We start from the raw sequence: 16542 nt of genomic DNA on the forward strand, positions 1-16542 counted from the left end.
CTTCCCGTCAGCGGGCGAGACCGTCCGCGAAGGCCGTGAGGTCGGCGGCGACGCGGGCAGGTTCCTCCCAATGCAGGCCGTGCCCCGCGCCGGGATAGACGGTGAGCCACGCGCCGGCGATCCCCGCCGCGAGGGCGTCCTGCGTCCGCCGCGGCAGAATCGAATCGTGACTGCCCCAGAGGATGAGGGTGGGCGCCGCGATCCGGCCGAGCGCGCCGGAGACGTCCTCGTCCATCTGGCCGGCGAGCGCCGCGCGCCAGACATGCGCCGGGACCTTCAGGCTCTCCGCCACGACCATGTCGAGGAAGGCCGGCGACACCGGCCGGGCAAGCGTGCTTTCCTGGAACTCGCGCACGAATTCCGGATCGACCGGATCGGTCAGCGTCGCGATGTCCGAGTTCCAGAGGTCTTCGATGACCGGGTTGCCGTTCAGCGTGGCGAAAGCGCCCAGCAACACGAGCCCGCGCGTGCGCCCGGGATTCTCGATCGCGAAGCGCTGGGCGACGACGCTGCCCATGGAGTGGCCGGCGATGACGGCCTCCTCGATCCCGAGCGCATCCATGAAATCCTCGAGGTCGGCCGCGAGGACGCGCGGATGGTAGCCCGCCGCCGGACGGCCGGCATCGCCGTGGCCGCGCTGGGTGAGCGCGATGGCGCGGAACCGGGGCGGCAGATGGCCCAGCACGCGCGCGAAGGAGCGCCAGGAATCGGTGTAGCCATGGAGGAACAGGACGGGCGGCCCCTCGGGATCGCCCTGCTCGACATAGGGGAGCGTCAGCCCGTGGGGCAGCGCGATGGTCTTGACGACGGGCGCCGCATCAAGGGTCGGATGGGCGCGAGCACGAACGGCGGTGGCGGCGGTCTGGGCGGCCATGGGTGATCCTCCGCATCGAAGTTCAAGTTTTGCGGACGGGATCTTGCACCGGGCGCGCGGGCCGGCGCAGTGACGCTGTTCACAACGCCGGCGGCCGCCCTCGCCTCAACCCGCGTCGAAGACGATGCCCTGCGCCAGCGGCAGCGCGTTCGAGTAGTTGACCGTGTTGGTCGCGCGGCGCATGTAGCTCTTCCAGGCGTCGGAGCCGGATTCGCGGCCGCCGCCGGTCTCCTTCTCGCCGCCGAAGGCGCCGCCGATCTCGGCCCCGCTCGGGCCGATATTGACGTTGGCGATGCCGCAGTCGCTGCCGCGGGCGGAGAGGAAGACGTCGGCCTCGCGCAGGTCGGTGGTGAAGATGCAGGAGGAAAGTCCCTGCGGCACGTCGTTGTGGAGCGCGATCGCGTCGTCGAAGTCCTTGTACTTCATGACATAGAGGATCGGCGCGAAGGTCTCCTCGCGCACCACGTCGGTCTGCGCCGGCATCTGGACGAGCGCCGGCTTGGCGTAGAAGGCGTCGGGGAACTCGTTCGACATCACGCGGCCGCCGCCATGGACCTTGCCGCCGTCCGCCGCCGCGCGCTTCAGCGCCCGCTCCATGCCCTCGAACGCGGCGCCGTCGATCAGCGGGCCGACGAGGGTTCCGGGCTCCAGCGGGTTGCCGATGCGGATGCCGCCATAGGCCTTCTTCAGGCGCGGCAGCAGCTTGTCCTCGATGGTCTCATGGACGAACAGGCGGCGCAGCGTCGTGCAGCGCTGGCCGGCGGTGCCGACCGCGCTGAACAGGATCGCGCGGGCCGCGAGGTCGAGGTCGGCCGAGGGCGCGACGATCATCCCGTTATTGCCGCCGAGTTCGAGCAGCACGCGGCCGAATCGGGACGCCACGCGCGGCCCCACCTCGCGGCCCATACGGGTGCTGCCAGTCGCGCTGACCAGCGCGACGCGCGGGTCGTCGATCAGCCGCTCGCCCGCCTCGCGCCCGCCGATCACGACTTCCAGCAGGCCCTTCGGCACGCCGCCGAAGCGCTTGGCCGCGCGGGCGAAGATCTTCTGGCAGGCGAGCGCGGTCAGCGGCGTCTTCTCCGACGGCTTCCAGACGACAGGGTCGCCGCAGACGATGGCGAGCGCGGTGTTCCACGACCAGACCGCGACCGGGAAGTTGAAGGCGGTAATGACGCCGACGACGCCGAGCGGATGCCAGGTCTCGGCCATCCGGTGGCCCGGCCGCTCCGAGGCGATGGTGAGGCCGTAGAGCTGCCGCGACAGGCCGGCGGCGAAGTCGCAGATGTCGATCATCTCCTGGACTTCGCCCTTGCCCTCCTCGAGGATCTTGCCGTTTTCGATCGCGACCAGCTCGCCGAGCGCCGCCTTGCTCGCCCGCAGCTCCTCGCCGAGCAGGCGGATCAGCTCGCCGCGCCGCGGCGCCGGCACCTCGCGCCATTCGCGGAAGGCCGCCGCCGCGCGATCGATCTTCTTCGCGACCTTGGCCGGGCCGTCGGTCTTCAGCCGCGCGATCTCGCCGCCATCGATCGGCGAGTGCACGGCGAGATCGCCGGCCTTGAGGTCGGCCGCGTCGAGGCCGAGGGCGTTCAGGAGCTGCTTCTTCAGTTTCATCGGGATTCCCCTGCCGTGGTTCCGGCATCGGTCATGTCACGGTGTCCCGCGCAAATCAAGCCCGTGCCCCTCCCCGAGCCTCGCCCTTCGACTGCGCTCAGGGTGAGGCCCTCATGCTGAGGTTGTCGAAGCATGAGGGCCGACAGGTTTACTCCGCCGCCCGCTTACGCTCGAACTCCGCGGCGGCGACCGGCTCGGGCGCGCGGGTGCGGCTGAGCAGGGTGTAGGCGGTGGGGACGACGAAGAGGGTGAAGATCGTGCCGACGGTGATGCCGCCGACGATCACCCAGCCGATCTGCTGCCGGCTCTCGGCGCCGGCGCCGGAGGCGAGCGCCAGCGGCACCGCGCCGAACACCATGGCGCCGGTCGTCATCAGGATCGGCCGCAGCCGGAGCGCCGCCGCCTCGACCACCGCCTCGCGCACGCCGCGGCCCTGGGCCTGGAGCTGGTTGGCGAACTCGACGATCAGGATGCCGTGCTTGCTGATGAGCCCGATCAGGGTGACGAGGCCGATCTGGCTGTAGATGTTCAGCGTCCCGCCGGTGAGATAGAGCGCCAGCAGCGCGCCGGCCATCGAGAGCGGCACGGTCAGCATGATGATGAGGGGGTCGATGAAGCTCTCGAACTGCGCGGCGAGCACCAGGAAGATGAAGCCCAGCGCGAGCAGGAAGATGAAATAGAGGCTGGACCCCGACTCCTTGAACTCGCGCGATTGGCCCGCATAGTCGGTCTGGACGCTCCCCGGAAGCACGCGGGCCGCCGCATCCTCCATGAAGGCGAGCCCCTCGCCCAGCGAATAGCCGGGGGCGAGACTGGCCGAGATCGTCGCCGAGCGGAGCTGATTGAAGCGGTTGAGCTCCTTCGGCGCGACCGTCTCGCTGAAGGTCACGATATTCGAGAGCGGGATCATCGCGCCGTCCCGGCCGCGGACATAGATCGAGTTGAGCACGTCCGGGGTGCGGCGGTTCTCCTCGCCGACTTGGACGATGACGTCATACTGCTCGCCGTTTCGCTCGAACCGCGTCACCTGCCGGCCGCCGAGGAGGCTTTCGAGCGTCCGCCCGACGGTCTCCACCCCGGCGCCCACATCGGCCACCTTCTCGCGGTCGAGGTCGATGTCGAGCTGCGGCTTGTTGAGTCGCAGATCGCTGTCGACGTTCAGGAGGCCGGGATTCTTGAGCGCCTCCGCCGTCAGCCGGTCGACATAGTCCTGCAGTTCGCGGTAGGTGCCCGAGGTCTGGATGACGAACTCGATGGGGCTCGAGCGCGCACTCTGGCCGAGCGACGGCGGGTTGTTCGGGAAGGCCAGGATGCCGGGGATGCGGAACATCTTCGGCTGCAGCTCGGCGACGATCTCCTGCTGCTTGCGCTCGCGCTCCTCCCACGGGTCGAGGCCGGCGAAGGCGATCACCTGCGTCACCTCGGGGAAGCCGGTGATGACGAAATAGCGGGCGATCTCCGGCACGGTCTCGAAGATCTTCTCGAACTCGCGCGCATAGCGGCTGGTGAAGTCGATCGTCGCGCCCTCCGGCCCGACGCCGATACCGACCACGACGCCGCGGTCCTCCGTCGGCGTCAGCTCCGACTTCAGGTTGGTGAACAGGAAATAGCCGCCGCCGGCCACCGCCAGGCCGACGAGGACGACCAGCGGCCGCAGCCGGAGCGAGCCTTCAAGCAGGCGCCGATAGCCGCGGTTGAGGCCGAGCAGCCCGCGCTCGAGCGCGTTGTAGATCCGCCCATGGCTCCGCTCGTGCCGCATCAGCTTCGAGCACATCATCGGCGTCAGGGTGATCGCGACGAAGCCGGACACCAGCACGGCGCCGGCGAGGGTGAGCGCGAACTCGGTGAAGAGCTTTCCGGTCCGGCCCGCGGCGAAGGCGACCGGCGCATAGACCGCCGCCAGGGTGAGCGTCATGGCGATGACGGCGGTGGAGATCTCGCCGATCCCCGTGATCGCGGCGCGCACCGGCGCCATGCCCTCCTCGATATGGCGGTGGATGTTCTCGAGCACGACGATCGCGTCGTCGACCACCAGTCCGATCGCGAGCACCATGGCGAGCAGCGTCAGGGTATTGACCGAGAATCCCAGCGCATACATCAGCGTGAAGGCGCCGATCAGAGACACCGGAATCGTCACCAGCGGGATCAGGGTGGCCCGCAGGGTGCGCAGGAAGAAAAAGATCACGAGGACGACCAGCACCACCGCCTCGGCGATCGTCGTGAAGACCGCCTCGATCGAGCGGTCGATGAAGACCGACGAATCGTAGGCGATGGCGACGTTCATCCCCTGCGGAAGCTCCTCGACGATCTGCGGCAACGCCTCGCGGACGGCGGTCGACACGTCCAGGGGGTTCGCCGTCGCCTGCTTCACGACGCCGAGCGCGATGGCGCTCTCGCCGTTGAAGCGCGTCGTCCGCCGCTCCTCCGCCGCCCCGACCTCGACCTGCGCCACATCGCCGAGGCGGACCGGGAACCCGTTCGCATCCTTGACGACGATCCGCTCGAACTCCTCCGGCGTCTGCAAATCGGTCTGGGAGAGAACGGTGAACTCGCGGTCGAGGCTTTCGATCCGCCCCGACGGCACCTCGACGTTCTGCGCCCTAAGCGCGTTCTCGACGTCCTGGATCGTCAGATCGTAGGCGGCAAGGCGGAAGCGGTCGATCCAGATCCGCATCGCATAGCGCCGCTCGCCGAAGATCCGAACCTCGGCCACGCCCGGCAGGTTCTGGAGCCGGTCCTTCACATAGCGGTCGGCGAAGTCGGTGATCTCCAGCGGCGGATGCCGATCGCTCGTGAAGGCGAGATAGATGACCGCCTGGGCATCCGCCTCGACCTTGGCGATGACCGGCTCGTCGATCTCGTCGGGCAACTGTCCGCGCACGCGGCCGACACGGTCGCGGACATCGCTCGCCGCGACGTCGGGATCGGTCGCGAGCGTGAAGCGGATGCTGATGTCGCTCCGCTCGGCGCGGCTGGTCGAGCTGATCGTCTCGATGCCCTCGATGCCGGCGACCGAGTTTTCGATCACCTGCGTCACCTGCGTCTCGATGATCTCGGCGCTGGCGCCGGGATAGTCGGTCCGGACCGAGACGATCGGCTCGTCGATGTTCGGATATTCGCGGACCGTCAGCTGCTGGAACGACACCAGCCCGATGAGTATGATCATCAGGCTGACGACGGTCGAGAAGACCGGGCGGCGGACGAAGAACTCGAAAACCGGCATCCTACGCTCCGGCGACGGGCTCGACAGGTTCGACGACGTCCACCGGGGCGCCGTCGCGGAGTCGCTGCTGGCCCGCCGTCACGACCACGGCATCGGGCCCGAGCCCCTCAAGAATCTCGACCTGCCCGGGCAGCCGCCGTCCGACCTCGACCTTGGTCAGCAGCGCCTTGTTGTCCTCGATGCGATAGACGAACTTGCCGTCCTGCTGCGGGACCAGGGCCGCTTCCGGCACGAGGACGGCGTTCTCGCGCTGCTCGACGATGATCGAAACGCGGGCGAACAGGCCGGGCGACAGCCGACCCTCGGGGTTCGGGATGCGCGCGCGCAGGCGGATGGCCCGCCCGCTCACATCGACCTGCGGGTCGATCGCATAGATCTGCCCCCTGAAGATCTCGCCGGGCAGCGCGTCCACGGTCACGTCGATCTTCTGGCCGACCCGGACGTTCGGAAGGAAAACCTCGGCGACGCGGAAATCGACTTTCAGCGGGTCGATCTGCTCGATATTCACGATCCGGTCGCCCGGCCGGACATAGGCGCCGACGCTGACGCTGCGCAGACCGAGAACGCCCTCGAACGGCGCCCTGATCGATGCGTTCTCTAGCCGGACCTCCGCCAAGATCAGATTGGCCCGATCCGTTTGCATCTGGGCCAGCGCCTCGTCCCGCGCCCGCACCGTTCCGGTGCCCTGGTTGGCCAGGGTGTTCGCCCGCTCGTAATTCGCTTCGCTCAGGATCAGGTTGGCGCGCGCCTGGGCAAGCTCGGCCTCGAGGATCTCGGTATCCAGCCGGACCAGGACCTTACCCTTCTCGACCGCTTCGCCCTCGCGAAACAGGATCTCCGCGATCCGGCCGTCGATCTCCGGCCCGAGCACCACGGACTCGTTCGATTGCAGGGTGCCCACGGCCTCGATTTCGGCGGTCACCGTGTCGACCTGGACGGGCGCCGCCTCGACCGGCATCGCCGGCTCGGCAGCCGGAGCGGCGGCAGCGCCGTTCCCGGAGTCGCTCTCTGGGCCTGCAGCCGGGGCAACAGACAAGTCCGGCGCGGCGGTCTCGGTCGAAGCCGACCGCTCGGAAAAATTGTCGTACAAGACGGCGCCGACGCCCACCAGGGCGGCAATCCCCACCGCAACGGCGCCGTATCCAATGCCCCTGTTCATGGTCGGCTTGTTGTCCTGACTTAAAAATAGACTAGACGGTACAGTTCAGAAATGCCGCTCAACCTATGTTGCGGAGCTCGGCATCGTCAAGCAGGGCCACCAAGGCGGCAAGCCGCTTCACATAGCAAAGAAACACCCTTCAACGCCATCATCGAAGAGAACAGCCGGCCTCCGAAACCGGCCCGCGAAGTCTATCAGGCCGGACCGGCACGTGCCGTAGAATACTGAACCGCTATTTAGGGTGCCAGCCGGTTCATTCCACCGGCTTTCCGTAGCCGACCCGGCGCAGGGCCGCGTCGATCTCGGACAGGATCGCCGGATCGTCGATGGTCGCGGGCATTTTGTAATCCTGCCCGTCGGCGATCTTCTGCATGGTGCCGCGCAGGATCTTGCCGGAACGCGTCTTCGGCAGGCGCTTGATCACGACGGCGGTCTTGAAGGCGGCGACCGGACCGATCCGCTCGCGCACCATCGCGACGACTTCCTTGGCGATCTCGCCATCCTCCCGGTCGGCGCCGGCCTTCAGCACCATCAGGCCCAGCGGGACCTGCCCCTTGAGCGGATCGGCCACGCCGATGACGGCGCATTCGGCGACATCGGGATGCGCCGCCAGCACCTCCTCCATGCCGCCGGTCGAGAGGCGGTGGCCGGCGACGTTGATGATGTCGTCCGTGCGGGCCATGATGTAGACATAGCCGTCCTCATCGACGAACCCGGCATCCCCGGTCTGATAGAAGCCGGGATAGCGGTCGAAATAGGCCTCCCGGCATCGCGCATCGGCCTGCCACAGCGTCGGAAAGCCGCCGGGCGGCAGCGGCAGCTTGCAAATGATGGCGCCGATCTCGCCGGGCTTGGCCTTCCGCCCCTCGCCGTCGGCGACGTGCACGTCCCAGCCCGGCACGGGCTTGGTCGGCGAGCCGTGCTTGACCGGCAGCCGCTCGATGCCAATGCAGTTCGCCGCCATCGGCCAGCCGGACTCGGTCTGCCACCAATGGTCGATCACCGGGACCTTGAGATGGGTCTCCGCCCATTCCAGCGTCGCCGGGTCGGACCGCTCCCCGGCCAGGAACAGGGTTCGGAGGCTGGACAGGTCGTAGTTCCCGATCAGCGCGCCCGCCGGATCGTCGCGCTTGATCGCGCGGAAGGCGGTGGGGGCAGTGAACAGGGTCGACACCTTATGCTGCGCGATGACCCGCCAGAAGGCGCCGGCATCGGGCGTGCCGACCGGCTTGCCCTCATAGAGGACCGTCGTGCAGCCATGCAGCAGCGGCGCATAGACGATATAGGAATGGCCGACGACCCAGCCTACATCGGAGGCGGTCCAGAAGACTTCGCCCGGCGCGACGCCATAGACGTTGCGCATGCTCCATTTAAGCGCGACGGCGTGGCCGCCATTGTCCCGCATGACGCCCTTGGGCTGGCCGGTCGTGCCGGAGGTGTAGAGGATATAGAGCGGGTCGGTCGCGGCCACCGGTACGCAGGGCTGGGGCTGCGCCTCGGCCGCCGCAGCCTCCCAATCGAGGTCGCGCCCCGGGGTCAGCGCGGCCGGCTCCTCGGGGCGCTGCAGGATGATGCAGCGCTCCGGCTTCGCGGTCGCCAAGCTGAGCGCGGCGTCGATCAGCGGCTTGTAGGCGATCACCCGGCCCGGCTCGATGCCGCAGGACGCCGAAACGAGGACCTTGGGCCGGGCGTCGTCGATCCGCGTCGCCAGCTCGGCGGCGGCGAACCCGCCGAAGACGACCGAATGGATGGCGCCGATCCGAGCGCAGGCGAGCATCGCGATCGCCGCCTCAGGCACCATCGGCATGTAGATCAGGACGCGATCACCCTTGGTGACGCCCTGCGCCGCCAAGACGCCGGCGAACCGGGCCACCGCGTCGCGAAGCTCGGTGAAGCTGTAGCGACGCTGACTGCCGGTGACGGGGCTATCGTAGATCAGCGCGGCCTGATCACCGCGCCCGGCCTCGACATGCCGATCGAGCGCGTTATAGCAGCTGTTCAGGACACCGCCGGAGAACCAGCGATAGAAGGGCGGGTTGGAGCGGTCCAGGACCCGGTCCCACCGCTCGATCCAGGCGATATCCTCCGCCGCCTCGGCCCAGAAGCCCTCCGGGTCGGCCAGCGAGCGGGCATGAACATCGTCGAACCGGCCGGTCGTGGATTCTTTCGGGACGGGCATCGGCTTTCCTCGACTTCCGTGAAGGCTCATCCGGCATCGATTGTGCGGGAGAAACGCGCCGTTTGCCAAGGCTCCAGACGGTACGGCGGCCGACATGCAGCGGCTCTGCCCCGTTTTCCGGGCGGGCCGGCTGGAAAGAAAGCGTAACGGGAAGGTATTGCCGCCCCCTGGAGCGGCATCGGGTTTCCGCGTCGTGATCACGGACCTGCTGACCGGTTGACCGGTCAGCAGGCGGAGTCCCTGAATTCCTGAGCTAGCGCGCCGCTAGCTGGACGATTTCGTCCTTGATTCGGAGCTTTTGACGTTTAAGTTGCGTGACCATCGTCTGATCGGGATGCGGTCTGCCTTCCTCCTCTTCGATCAGGTGGTCGAGATCTGCATGCTTGGCCTTCAACGAATCAACGTGCTCCGCTACGGACATACGAATCCTCCGTTTCGTGAACGTTAGGCTGCCGTTTAAAGTTAATATGGCGAACGGGCGAATGCAAACATCGCGAGTCGGACGAAATTCCTACTCGTCTTACACGGTATGGTCGTGAGTCCGCCGGCTCGCCTTATCATCGGTATTAGCGGCGCCTCAGGCGTAATTTATGGAATCCGCCTGCTCAAGGCCCTTCGCCCCCTGCCGGTGGAGACCCATCTGGTGATGTCGCGTTCGGCCGAGTTGACGCTCGCCTATGAGACCGATCTCAAGGTGGCGCAGGTGCAGGCGCTCGCCGATGTCTGCTATCCGGTGGCCGATGTCGGTGCCGCGATCGCCAGCGGCTCGTTCAAGACTCTCGGTATGGTCATCGCCCCCTGCTCGATCCGCAGCATGGCGGAGATCGCCACCGGCGCGACTTCGAACCTGCTGACCCGCGCCGCGGACGTCGTGCTGAAGGAGCGCCGCCGGCTGGTCCTGATGCTGCGCGAGACGCCGCTGCATACCGGGCATCTGCGCAACATGCTGGCCTTGTCGGAGATGGGGGCGATCATCGCGCCGCCCGTGCCGGCCTTCTATGCGCAGCCGCGTTCGATCGACGATATCGTGGACCACAGCGTCGGGCGAGTCGCCGACCTGTTCGGCCTCGACACCGGAACGATCCGCCGCTGGGGCGAGCCGATAGAAGGCGAGCCGGGGGAAGGCAAAGCACGGCCGCTGCGCACCGTCACCCGGAAGCGTCCGGGCTGAGCTCCCCTGGATCGGCCGGAAAGGCGGCGCGCAGAATCGTTTCGAGATCCGCGCGCTCCGCCGGACCGATCGCGACATCCCGCAATTCCAGATAGGTCCGGAGGCTGGCCAGCGCCGTCCGTGCCGTCGCCGATGCGTTGCCCGTCCCGGTTGCGGGCAGTGCCGCTAGCGCCTGCTGCGCGATTCGCTCGGCCTCGATCTCGATCTCGGCGATCCGTCGGCGCAGCGCATCCGTCTCGGCCGCGGCGACGCCGGCGACGCCGCCCTTCAGGCGCCGGCGAACGGCGCGAATCGGTCCGACCGCCGCCTCATGCCACGGTGCGACCGCGTCGATCGCGCGCCGGAGGTCGGCGTCCGACAGCGGGCGGCCCTCCGCCGCCGTCCAGCAGCAGAACAGCAGCAGATTGACGTCGAGGCCGCAGCGATCCTGCAGCGACAGGCAGGCCGGCGCGACACCGGGGCGGCCGTAAAGCTCCAGGGAAAAGGCCCAAAAACGGTCGGCGGCGGCCTCGGCCACGAAACGGCTCGCAGGCTCTCAATCGCCGAGGCAGATGCCGAGGCCGCGCGCCGTATGCACCAGCGTTCCCCTGGGATCCACCGCCTGATATTGGGTAATGGCGTCCTCGATCGGCACGTCGACGACCTGGCGGTTCTGCCACGCGACCATCCGGTCGAACTTGCCCGCGGCGATCAGGTCGACCGCGTGGACGCCAAAGGCCGAGGCCAGCAGCCGGTCGCGCGGTTCCGGCGTTCCGCCGCGCTGGACATGGCCAAGCACCGTGACTCGCGTCTCCGCGCCGGTCAGGTCGGCGATCCGCTCGCTGATATATTGGCCGATGCCGCCATAAGTCGGCTTGCCGCCGGTATGGGCGGTCAGCAGCGCCTCACCCGACTCGGTCTTCACCGCCTCGGCGACGACGACGAGTGCGAAATTGCGGCCGCGATTCTTCAGGTTCTCGATCTTGGCGGCGATGCGGTCGAGACTATAGGGAATTTCGGGGATCAGGATCACGTCGGCGCCGCCGGCGATCCCGGAGACGAGGGCGATATGCCCGGCATCCCGGCCCATGACCTCGAGCACCATCACGCGGCTGTGGCTGGCCGCCGTCGGCTGCAGATGGTCGAGCGCCTCGGTGGCGGTGACCACGGCGGTCTCATGGCCGATCGATACCTCCGTGAGGCCGAGGTCATTGTCGATGGTCTTCGGAATAGCGACCAGCCGGATGCCGCCCTTCGCCGCCAAGTCGCGCAGGATTCGCAGGGACCCATCGCCGCCGATCCCGATCAGGGCGTCGAGCCCGAGCTGGCGATAGCCGTCGATGACCTCGTCGGTGCGGTCGATCAGATGGCCATCCGCGGTCGGGAAGGCGAACGGGTCCCCCTTGTTCGTGGTGCCCAGGATGGTGCCGCCCATGCGCAGGATGTTGTTCGTCGTGACGTTGAGGCCAAGCTCCTCATACTCGACCGGCCGGGCAAGCAGGCCGGCCGTGCCGTTATGGATGCCGACCACCTGCCAGCCATGGCTGTCGGCGCGGTGGACGACGGCGCGGATGACCGCATTGAGGCCGGCGCAATCGCCGCCGCTGGTCAGAATGCCGATCCGCCTGATGGTCTGCATGACGCTGTCCTCCCCTGCTGGAGCCTGCCGGGCCGGGCGCTCCCTGGATGGCGAGCCTGATTGCGGCCCCCAATGGCGACCGATGACGGCGGGAGCGCTTTCGGTTATCATGTTTCAAGTATAATGGCGAGTGAGCGATGCCACGCGATCAGGGAAATATGACGGATCTGCACGATCTGCGGCTGCAGTTGGAAGAGCTCCGCAGCGAGCATCGCGACCTGGACGATGTCATCGCGCGGCTGGCGGAGACGGCGCCTTTCAATCAGCTCCAGATTCAGCGGCTGAAGAAGCGGAAGCTCTCGCTGAAGGATCAGATCGCCAGACTCGAGAGCAAGCTGCTTCCCGATATCATCGCTTAAGAGCGGAGCGCCGGGGCAAGAGTCCGTCTTCCCGCAAAAGACAACCATTGCCGCGCCGCGCAACTTGAAGCGCGGCAGATAAGCAAAAGCGGCTCTCGAGGGAGCCGCTTCCGGCGAACTGTAAAGAATACGGACAGTCAGATTTCGCGGCGCCTGCGCAAAGCAGCGATGCCAAGCAGCCCTGCCCCGAGCAAAGCCAATGTGGCCGGTTCCGGTACATCTGTCGGCTCTGCCGGCGTTTCTACCCGTGTCAGATCGAAGGAGATACCGCCTCTATTGTGGTGATATAACCTGCCGGTATAGACGAACCGAACATCTTGGTTGCTGGACAAAGTGAATTGGAACGGTCCGGCCGCCTTCGCAGCCGCCAGTGCATCAAGCGAACCCGAGAAAAGCCCGAAAAAGGCACTCGACACGATTTGATTCAACTCATCGACAAGCTGATATCGCCACTGCCAGCCTCTCAAACAGTTCTCGCCCCACACGTCACAGCCCTCCACCAGACCCCAGACATTGAGGGCGTCGAACGCACCGCCCTCGCTGATTCCGACCGGCGTGATCTGGTAGGTGCCAGCCTCAAGACTGAGAAGATGATTCACCGGACCTCGGTGGTCGAGATCGATGATCGTGGCCTCTGCCGCCGCTGCGAACGAGAAAATGGCGGCCGCAACGCCAGCTCCCAATACAAAATGACGCATCGCATGCTTCCCTATCGCGGTTACTTTTCTTGCAGTTAGTCGAAAGCAATTTCCGTTCCAACTTACCAAGCACCTTACTTTCAATACTTTATTTTTGCATGGTAATAAAATCGTCGAAATATTTTACACAGCACCGGCCTTCCAGAGGCGTCATTCCCTGGTGGTTTTGGCGGGCACCAAGGCTGCGACAATCCGCGTAGATCGACCTTTCCTTGCGTTGCATCGGCCGATTCCTATAATTGCGCCCTTCTTTTCCGCCTGCGAAGGTCATCAGCAGCATGCGCACCGGTTCGCCGGCGATCGGCATCATCATGGGCAGCCAGTCCGACTGGGAGACGATGCGGCACGCGGCCGAGACGCTGACCGCGCTGGAGATCCCGCACGAGACGCGGATCGTCTCCGCGCATCGGACGCCGCGACGGCTCTACGACTATGCCGAGACGGCGCGGGAGCGCGGGCTGAAGGCGATCATCGCCGGCGCCGGGGGTGCGGCGCATCTGCCGGGCATGGTCGCGTCGCTGACGCCGCTGCCGGTGTTCGGCGTGCCGGTCGAGAGCGCGGCGCTGAACGGCCTCGACAGCCTGCTTTCGATTGTGCAGATGCCCGCGGGCGTGCCGGTCGGGACCCTGGCGATCGGCAAGGCCGGCGCGATCAACGCGGCGCTGCTCGCGGCATCGGTGCTGGCGCTGGGCGATGCGCGGGTGGCCGAAGCCCTCGACGGCTGGCGGGCGGCGCGCACGGCAGCCGTCGCCGATTCCCCCCTGGCAGACGAGTTGGCGGACCAGAAGACCGAAGGATGAGTATCGATCAAGGACAGAGTTTCGGCCCGGGCGCGACGATCGGCATCCTGGGCGGCGGACAGCTCGGCCGCATGGCTGCGCTGGCGGCGGCACGGCTCGGCTATCGCACCCATATCTTTTGCCCCGAGGCGAACAGCCCGGCTTCGCAGGTCGTCGCGGCGACCACCGTCGCCGCCTATGACGACCAGGCGGCGCTGCGCGCCTTCGCCGAGGCGGTCGACCTGGTCAGCTTCGAGTTCGAGAACATTCCGGATTCGACGGCCGAATTCCTGGCTGCGCTGCGGCCGACCCGGCCAGCACCCCGTGTCCTTCATATCGCCCAGGAGCGGCTGCGCGAGAAGGACTTCCTGACCTCCATCGAGGTGCCGACGACCCGCTATATGGAGGTCGCCCGCGCCGAGGGGCTGGAGCGAGCGGTCCGGGAAATCGGCCGGCCCAGCGTACTGAAGAGCGCCCGGTTCGGCTATGACGGCAAGGGGCAGGTGCGGATCGACGCCGACACCGACCTCAGCGAAGCCTGGACCCGGATGGGCGCCGATCTCGGCATCCTCGAGGGCTTCGTCGATTTCACGCATGAGATCTCGGTGATTGTCGCGCGCGGCGTCGACGGAACCAGCACCGTTTACGAGACGGTCGAGAACAAGCACCGCAACCATATCCTCGACGTCACCATCGCCCCGGCGCGGCTGCCGCAGCCGGTGACGATGAAGGCTGAGGCGATCAGCCGCCACATCGCGGAAGCGCTGGATCTCGTCGGCCTTCTGGCGGTCGAGATGTTCGTCACCGGGAACGGCGAGGTGCTGGTGAACGAGCTGGCGCCGCGACCGCACAATTCCGGCCATTGGACGATCGACGGCTGCGTGACCAGCCAGTTCGAGCAGTTCATCCGGGCGATCTGCGGTTTGCCGCTCGGCTCGACCGAGCGCCACTCGGACGCGGTGATGAAAAACCTGATCGGCGAGGAGGCGGACGGCTGGCGCGAGATCCTGGCCGAGCCGGGCGCCAAGCTGCACCTCTACGGCAAGGCCGAGGCCCGGCCGGGCCGCAAGATGGGCCACGTCACGCGGCTTAGTCCTAAGAGCTGACAAAAGCGGAGGGCTACGCCGGCAGCCCTGCTTTCAGCAGGCCCTCCGTCCAGTGCTTCATGTCCGCCTCCAGCATGAAAGGCTCGCTCCGGGCGGACCGGGCTATTGAGAAGTCGGGCCTCATCGCAAGGACCTTGGCGGTCCGGGCCTGCGTCGCCGGTATATCACCCATTTGCGCGAAGCAGGCGGCCAGATAGGCGTGGATCCAGACCGGGGCGTCGCTGATCCGCTGCAGGGTCCGGCTCGCCTCCGCATAGCGCCGCGCCGCATAGAGCGCCAGCCCGAGATGCTCGCAATACCAGTCCGGATGATGCGGGTTCAGGCGCATCGCCTTATTCACCCAGACGATCCCTTCGTCCGGCCGCCCGAGATAGGTGTAGAGCAATCCCATGTTCGCGGCGAGATGGGCGTCGTTCGGGTTGAGGGCGACGGCCTTTTCGCAGTGCGCCTCCGCCCGCGCGAACGCCCGCTGGTAGAGGCAGACCCGGCCGCAGACCAGATGGCACCAGCTTTCATCTTCGTCGAGGCCAAGCGCCTTCTCGGCAATCCGGTGAGCCCTGGTCAGGATCCGGTCGTCGGCATCGCAGAACCAGTCATAGAGATAGGTCGACGCGATGCCGGCGTGGGCCAGGGCGTAGTCCGGATCGAGCGCCACGGCCCGCTCGAGCAACCGGCGCGCCTCGGCATTGTCCTCCCGCGTATAGCGGCTGAGATGCTCCATCCCCCGCAGCAGGTAGTCATAGGCCGCCAGATTCTCGGTTCGTTTGCGCTTCGCCTGTTCGGCTCCGGCATCCTGAAGCTGGCCGACAAGGGTGGAGACGATGGTCTGCGTGACCTCGTCCTGGACGGCGAAGATGTCCTCCAGGTCTCGATCGTACCGCTCCGCCCAGAGATGCTGGCCCGTCGCCGCATCGACGAGCTGCGCGGTGACCCGTACCCGCTTCCCGGCCATCCGGATGCTGCCTTCGAGCAGGAACTGCACGCCGAGCTCGCGGCCCACCTGCTGCCGGTCGATGGAGCCGCTGCGGTAAGCAAAGGAAGAATTGCGGGCGATCACGAACAGCGACCGGAAACGGGACAATTCGATGATGATGTCCTCGGTGATGCCGTCGCTGAAATATTCCGTCTCGGGATCGCCGTTCATGTTGAAGAAGCGCAGGACGGCGATCGACGGCTTCGCCGGCAAATTGAGCTTACCGCCAGCCGCCGGGCCACGCGGCGCAGCCGTGGCCGGATCGAACCAGGCGCGATAGAGCCGCACCGGCCGCCCGCCATAGGCAAGGGCGTTCTCACCGAGATAATCGAAGCGGAGCGCGAGTCGGCCTTGGATCTGATCGTAGATGCCGCCGGAGATGCAGATCCCGCCGGGCTCGGCGAGGGCGATCAGCCGTTGCGCGAAATCGGCGGCATCGGCGGGAATCGCTTCACCGTCGCCGAGATTGAACAGGCTCGCGCCGATCCGCAACGCACCGATGTTGTTTCCGGGGCCGGCCTGGGGTTTCTCGAGCTGCTGCTGAAGCCGCAATGCGCAGCGCATCGCGACCACGACACTGGCGAACTCGGCAATGAGCCTGTCGTCCCAATTTCCGTGAAGTCGACCGTCATGCTCGCGAATCATTCTCTCGAGAAGCGCTCGCTCCTCGGCCATGGAAGGACCGCCCGGCACCAGATCCGCGGCAAGAATGGTGCTGAGCCTCTGTTCCATAGGGCTCTTTCAATGACAAGCCGTCGCTTGAGAGACCGGAGAATGTAAAGAAGCCGGATT

General features: G+C 66.8%; 14 protein-coding genes. 4 read left to right on the top strand and 10 right to left on the bottom strand.

What is annotated here, in order from left to right:
* Nucleotides 1-7: 7 nt before the first annotated feature.
* The 6 genes from DT069_RS10635 to DT069_RS10660 all read right to left on the bottom strand — a co-directional run bounded on the left by DT069_RS10635 (nucleotide 8) and on the right by DT069_RS10660 (nucleotide 9467).
* Complete coding sequence (locus DT069_RS10635; RefSeq protein WP_119460284.1) at nucleotides 8-874, bottom strand: alpha/beta fold hydrolase; 867 nt, start codon at nucleotides 872-874, stop codon at nucleotides 8-10.
* 105 nt (nucleotides 875-979) lie between these two features.
* Nucleotides 980-2485: an L-piperidine-6-carboxylate dehydrogenase gene (gene amaB / locus DT069_RS10640; RefSeq protein WP_119460285.1), complete on the bottom strand. Its 1506-nt coding sequence runs from the start codon at nucleotides 2483-2485 to the stop codon at nucleotides 980-982.
* A 148-nt stretch (nucleotides 2486-2633) separates the two neighbouring features.
* Nucleotides 2634-5708, bottom strand: coding sequence for an efflux RND transporter permease subunit (locus tag DT069_RS10645; RefSeq protein ID WP_119460286.1), 3075 nt, complete (start codon nucleotides 5706-5708; stop codon nucleotides 2634-2636).
* 1 nt (nucleotide 5709) lies between these two features.
* Entirely contained in the window at nucleotides 5710-6867 is a 1158-nt protein-coding gene (locus DT069_RS10650; protein ID WP_119460287.1) for an efflux RND transporter periplasmic adaptor subunit, read from the bottom strand.
* A gap of 253 nt (nucleotides 6868-7120) precedes the next feature.
* Entirely contained in the window at nucleotides 7121-9046 is a 1926-nt protein-coding gene (locus DT069_RS10655; RefSeq protein WP_119460288.1) for a propionyl-CoA synthetase, read from the bottom strand.
* A gap of 253 nt (nucleotides 9047-9299) precedes the next feature.
* Nucleotides 9300-9467 (bottom strand): YdcH family protein, encoded by a 168-nt coding sequence (locus tag DT069_RS10660; protein WP_119460289.1) that lies wholly within the window; start codon nucleotides 9465-9467, stop codon nucleotides 9300-9302.
* 108 nt (nucleotides 9468-9575) lie between these two features.
* Between DT069_RS10660 and DT069_RS10665 the strand changes: the two genes are divergently transcribed.
* Nucleotides 9576-10217: a UbiX family flavin prenyltransferase gene (locus tag DT069_RS10665; RefSeq protein ID WP_119460290.1), complete on the top strand. Its 642-nt coding sequence runs from the start codon at nucleotides 9576-9578 to the stop codon at nucleotides 10215-10217.
* Here the strand turns inward: DT069_RS10665 and DT069_RS10670 are convergent.
* On the bottom strand, nucleotides 10195-10734 hold the full coding sequence (locus DT069_RS10670) for a TIGR02444 family protein (protein ID WP_119460291.1): 540 nt from the start codon (nucleotides 10732-10734) through the stop codon (nucleotides 10195-10197). The two genes, DT069_RS10665 and DT069_RS10670, sit on opposite strands and share 23 nt — an antisense overlap.
* Nucleotides 10735-10752: 18 nt before the next feature.
* Entirely contained in the window at nucleotides 10753-11835 is a 1083-nt protein-coding gene (locus DT069_RS10675; protein ID WP_119460292.1) for an ATP-dependent 6-phosphofructokinase, read from the bottom strand.
* Nucleotides 11836-11993: 158 nt separating this feature from the next.
* Between DT069_RS10675 and DT069_RS10680 the strand changes: the two genes are divergently transcribed.
* Nucleotides 11994-12194: a YdcH family protein gene (locus tag DT069_RS10680; protein ID WP_119460293.1), complete on the top strand. Its 201-nt coding sequence runs from the start codon at nucleotides 11994-11996 to the stop codon at nucleotides 12192-12194.
* A gap of 137 nt (nucleotides 12195-12331) precedes the next feature.
* On the opposite strand, the gene DT069_RS10685 is transcribed toward DT069_RS10680, so the two are convergent.
* On the bottom strand, nucleotides 12332-12892 hold the full coding sequence (locus DT069_RS10685) for a PEP-CTERM sorting domain-containing protein (RefSeq protein WP_119460294.1): 561 nt from the start codon (nucleotides 12890-12892) through the stop codon (nucleotides 12332-12334).
* 278 nt (nucleotides 12893-13170) lie between these two features.
* Here DT069_RS10685 and purE point away from each other — a divergent pair, with 278 nt between their 5' ends.
* On the top strand, nucleotides 13171-13692 hold the full coding sequence (purE, locus tag DT069_RS10690) for a 5-(carboxyamino)imidazole ribonucleotide mutase (protein WP_119460295.1): 522 nt from the start codon (nucleotides 13171-13173) through the stop codon (nucleotides 13690-13692).
* Entirely contained in the window at nucleotides 13689-14777 is a 1089-nt protein-coding gene (locus DT069_RS10695) for a 5-(carboxyamino)imidazole ribonucleotide synthase (protein ID WP_119460296.1), read from the top strand. Before purE ends, DT069_RS10695 begins: the two co-directional genes overlap by 4 nt.
* A gap of 13 nt (nucleotides 14778-14790) precedes the next feature.
* On the opposite strand, the gene DT069_RS10700 is transcribed toward DT069_RS10695, so the two are convergent.
* Nucleotides 14791-16482: an adenylate class-3/4/guanylyl cyclase gene (locus DT069_RS10700; protein ID WP_119460297.1), complete on the bottom strand. Its 1692-nt coding sequence runs from the start codon at nucleotides 16480-16482 to the stop codon at nucleotides 14791-14793.
* Nucleotides 16483-16542: the final 60 nt, after the last annotated feature.

It is taken from the genome of Virgifigura deserti (assembly GCA_003576685.1).
Taxonomy (GTDB): domain Bacteria; phylum Pseudomonadota; class Alphaproteobacteria; order Dongiales; family Dongiaceae; genus Virgifigura; species Virgifigura deserti.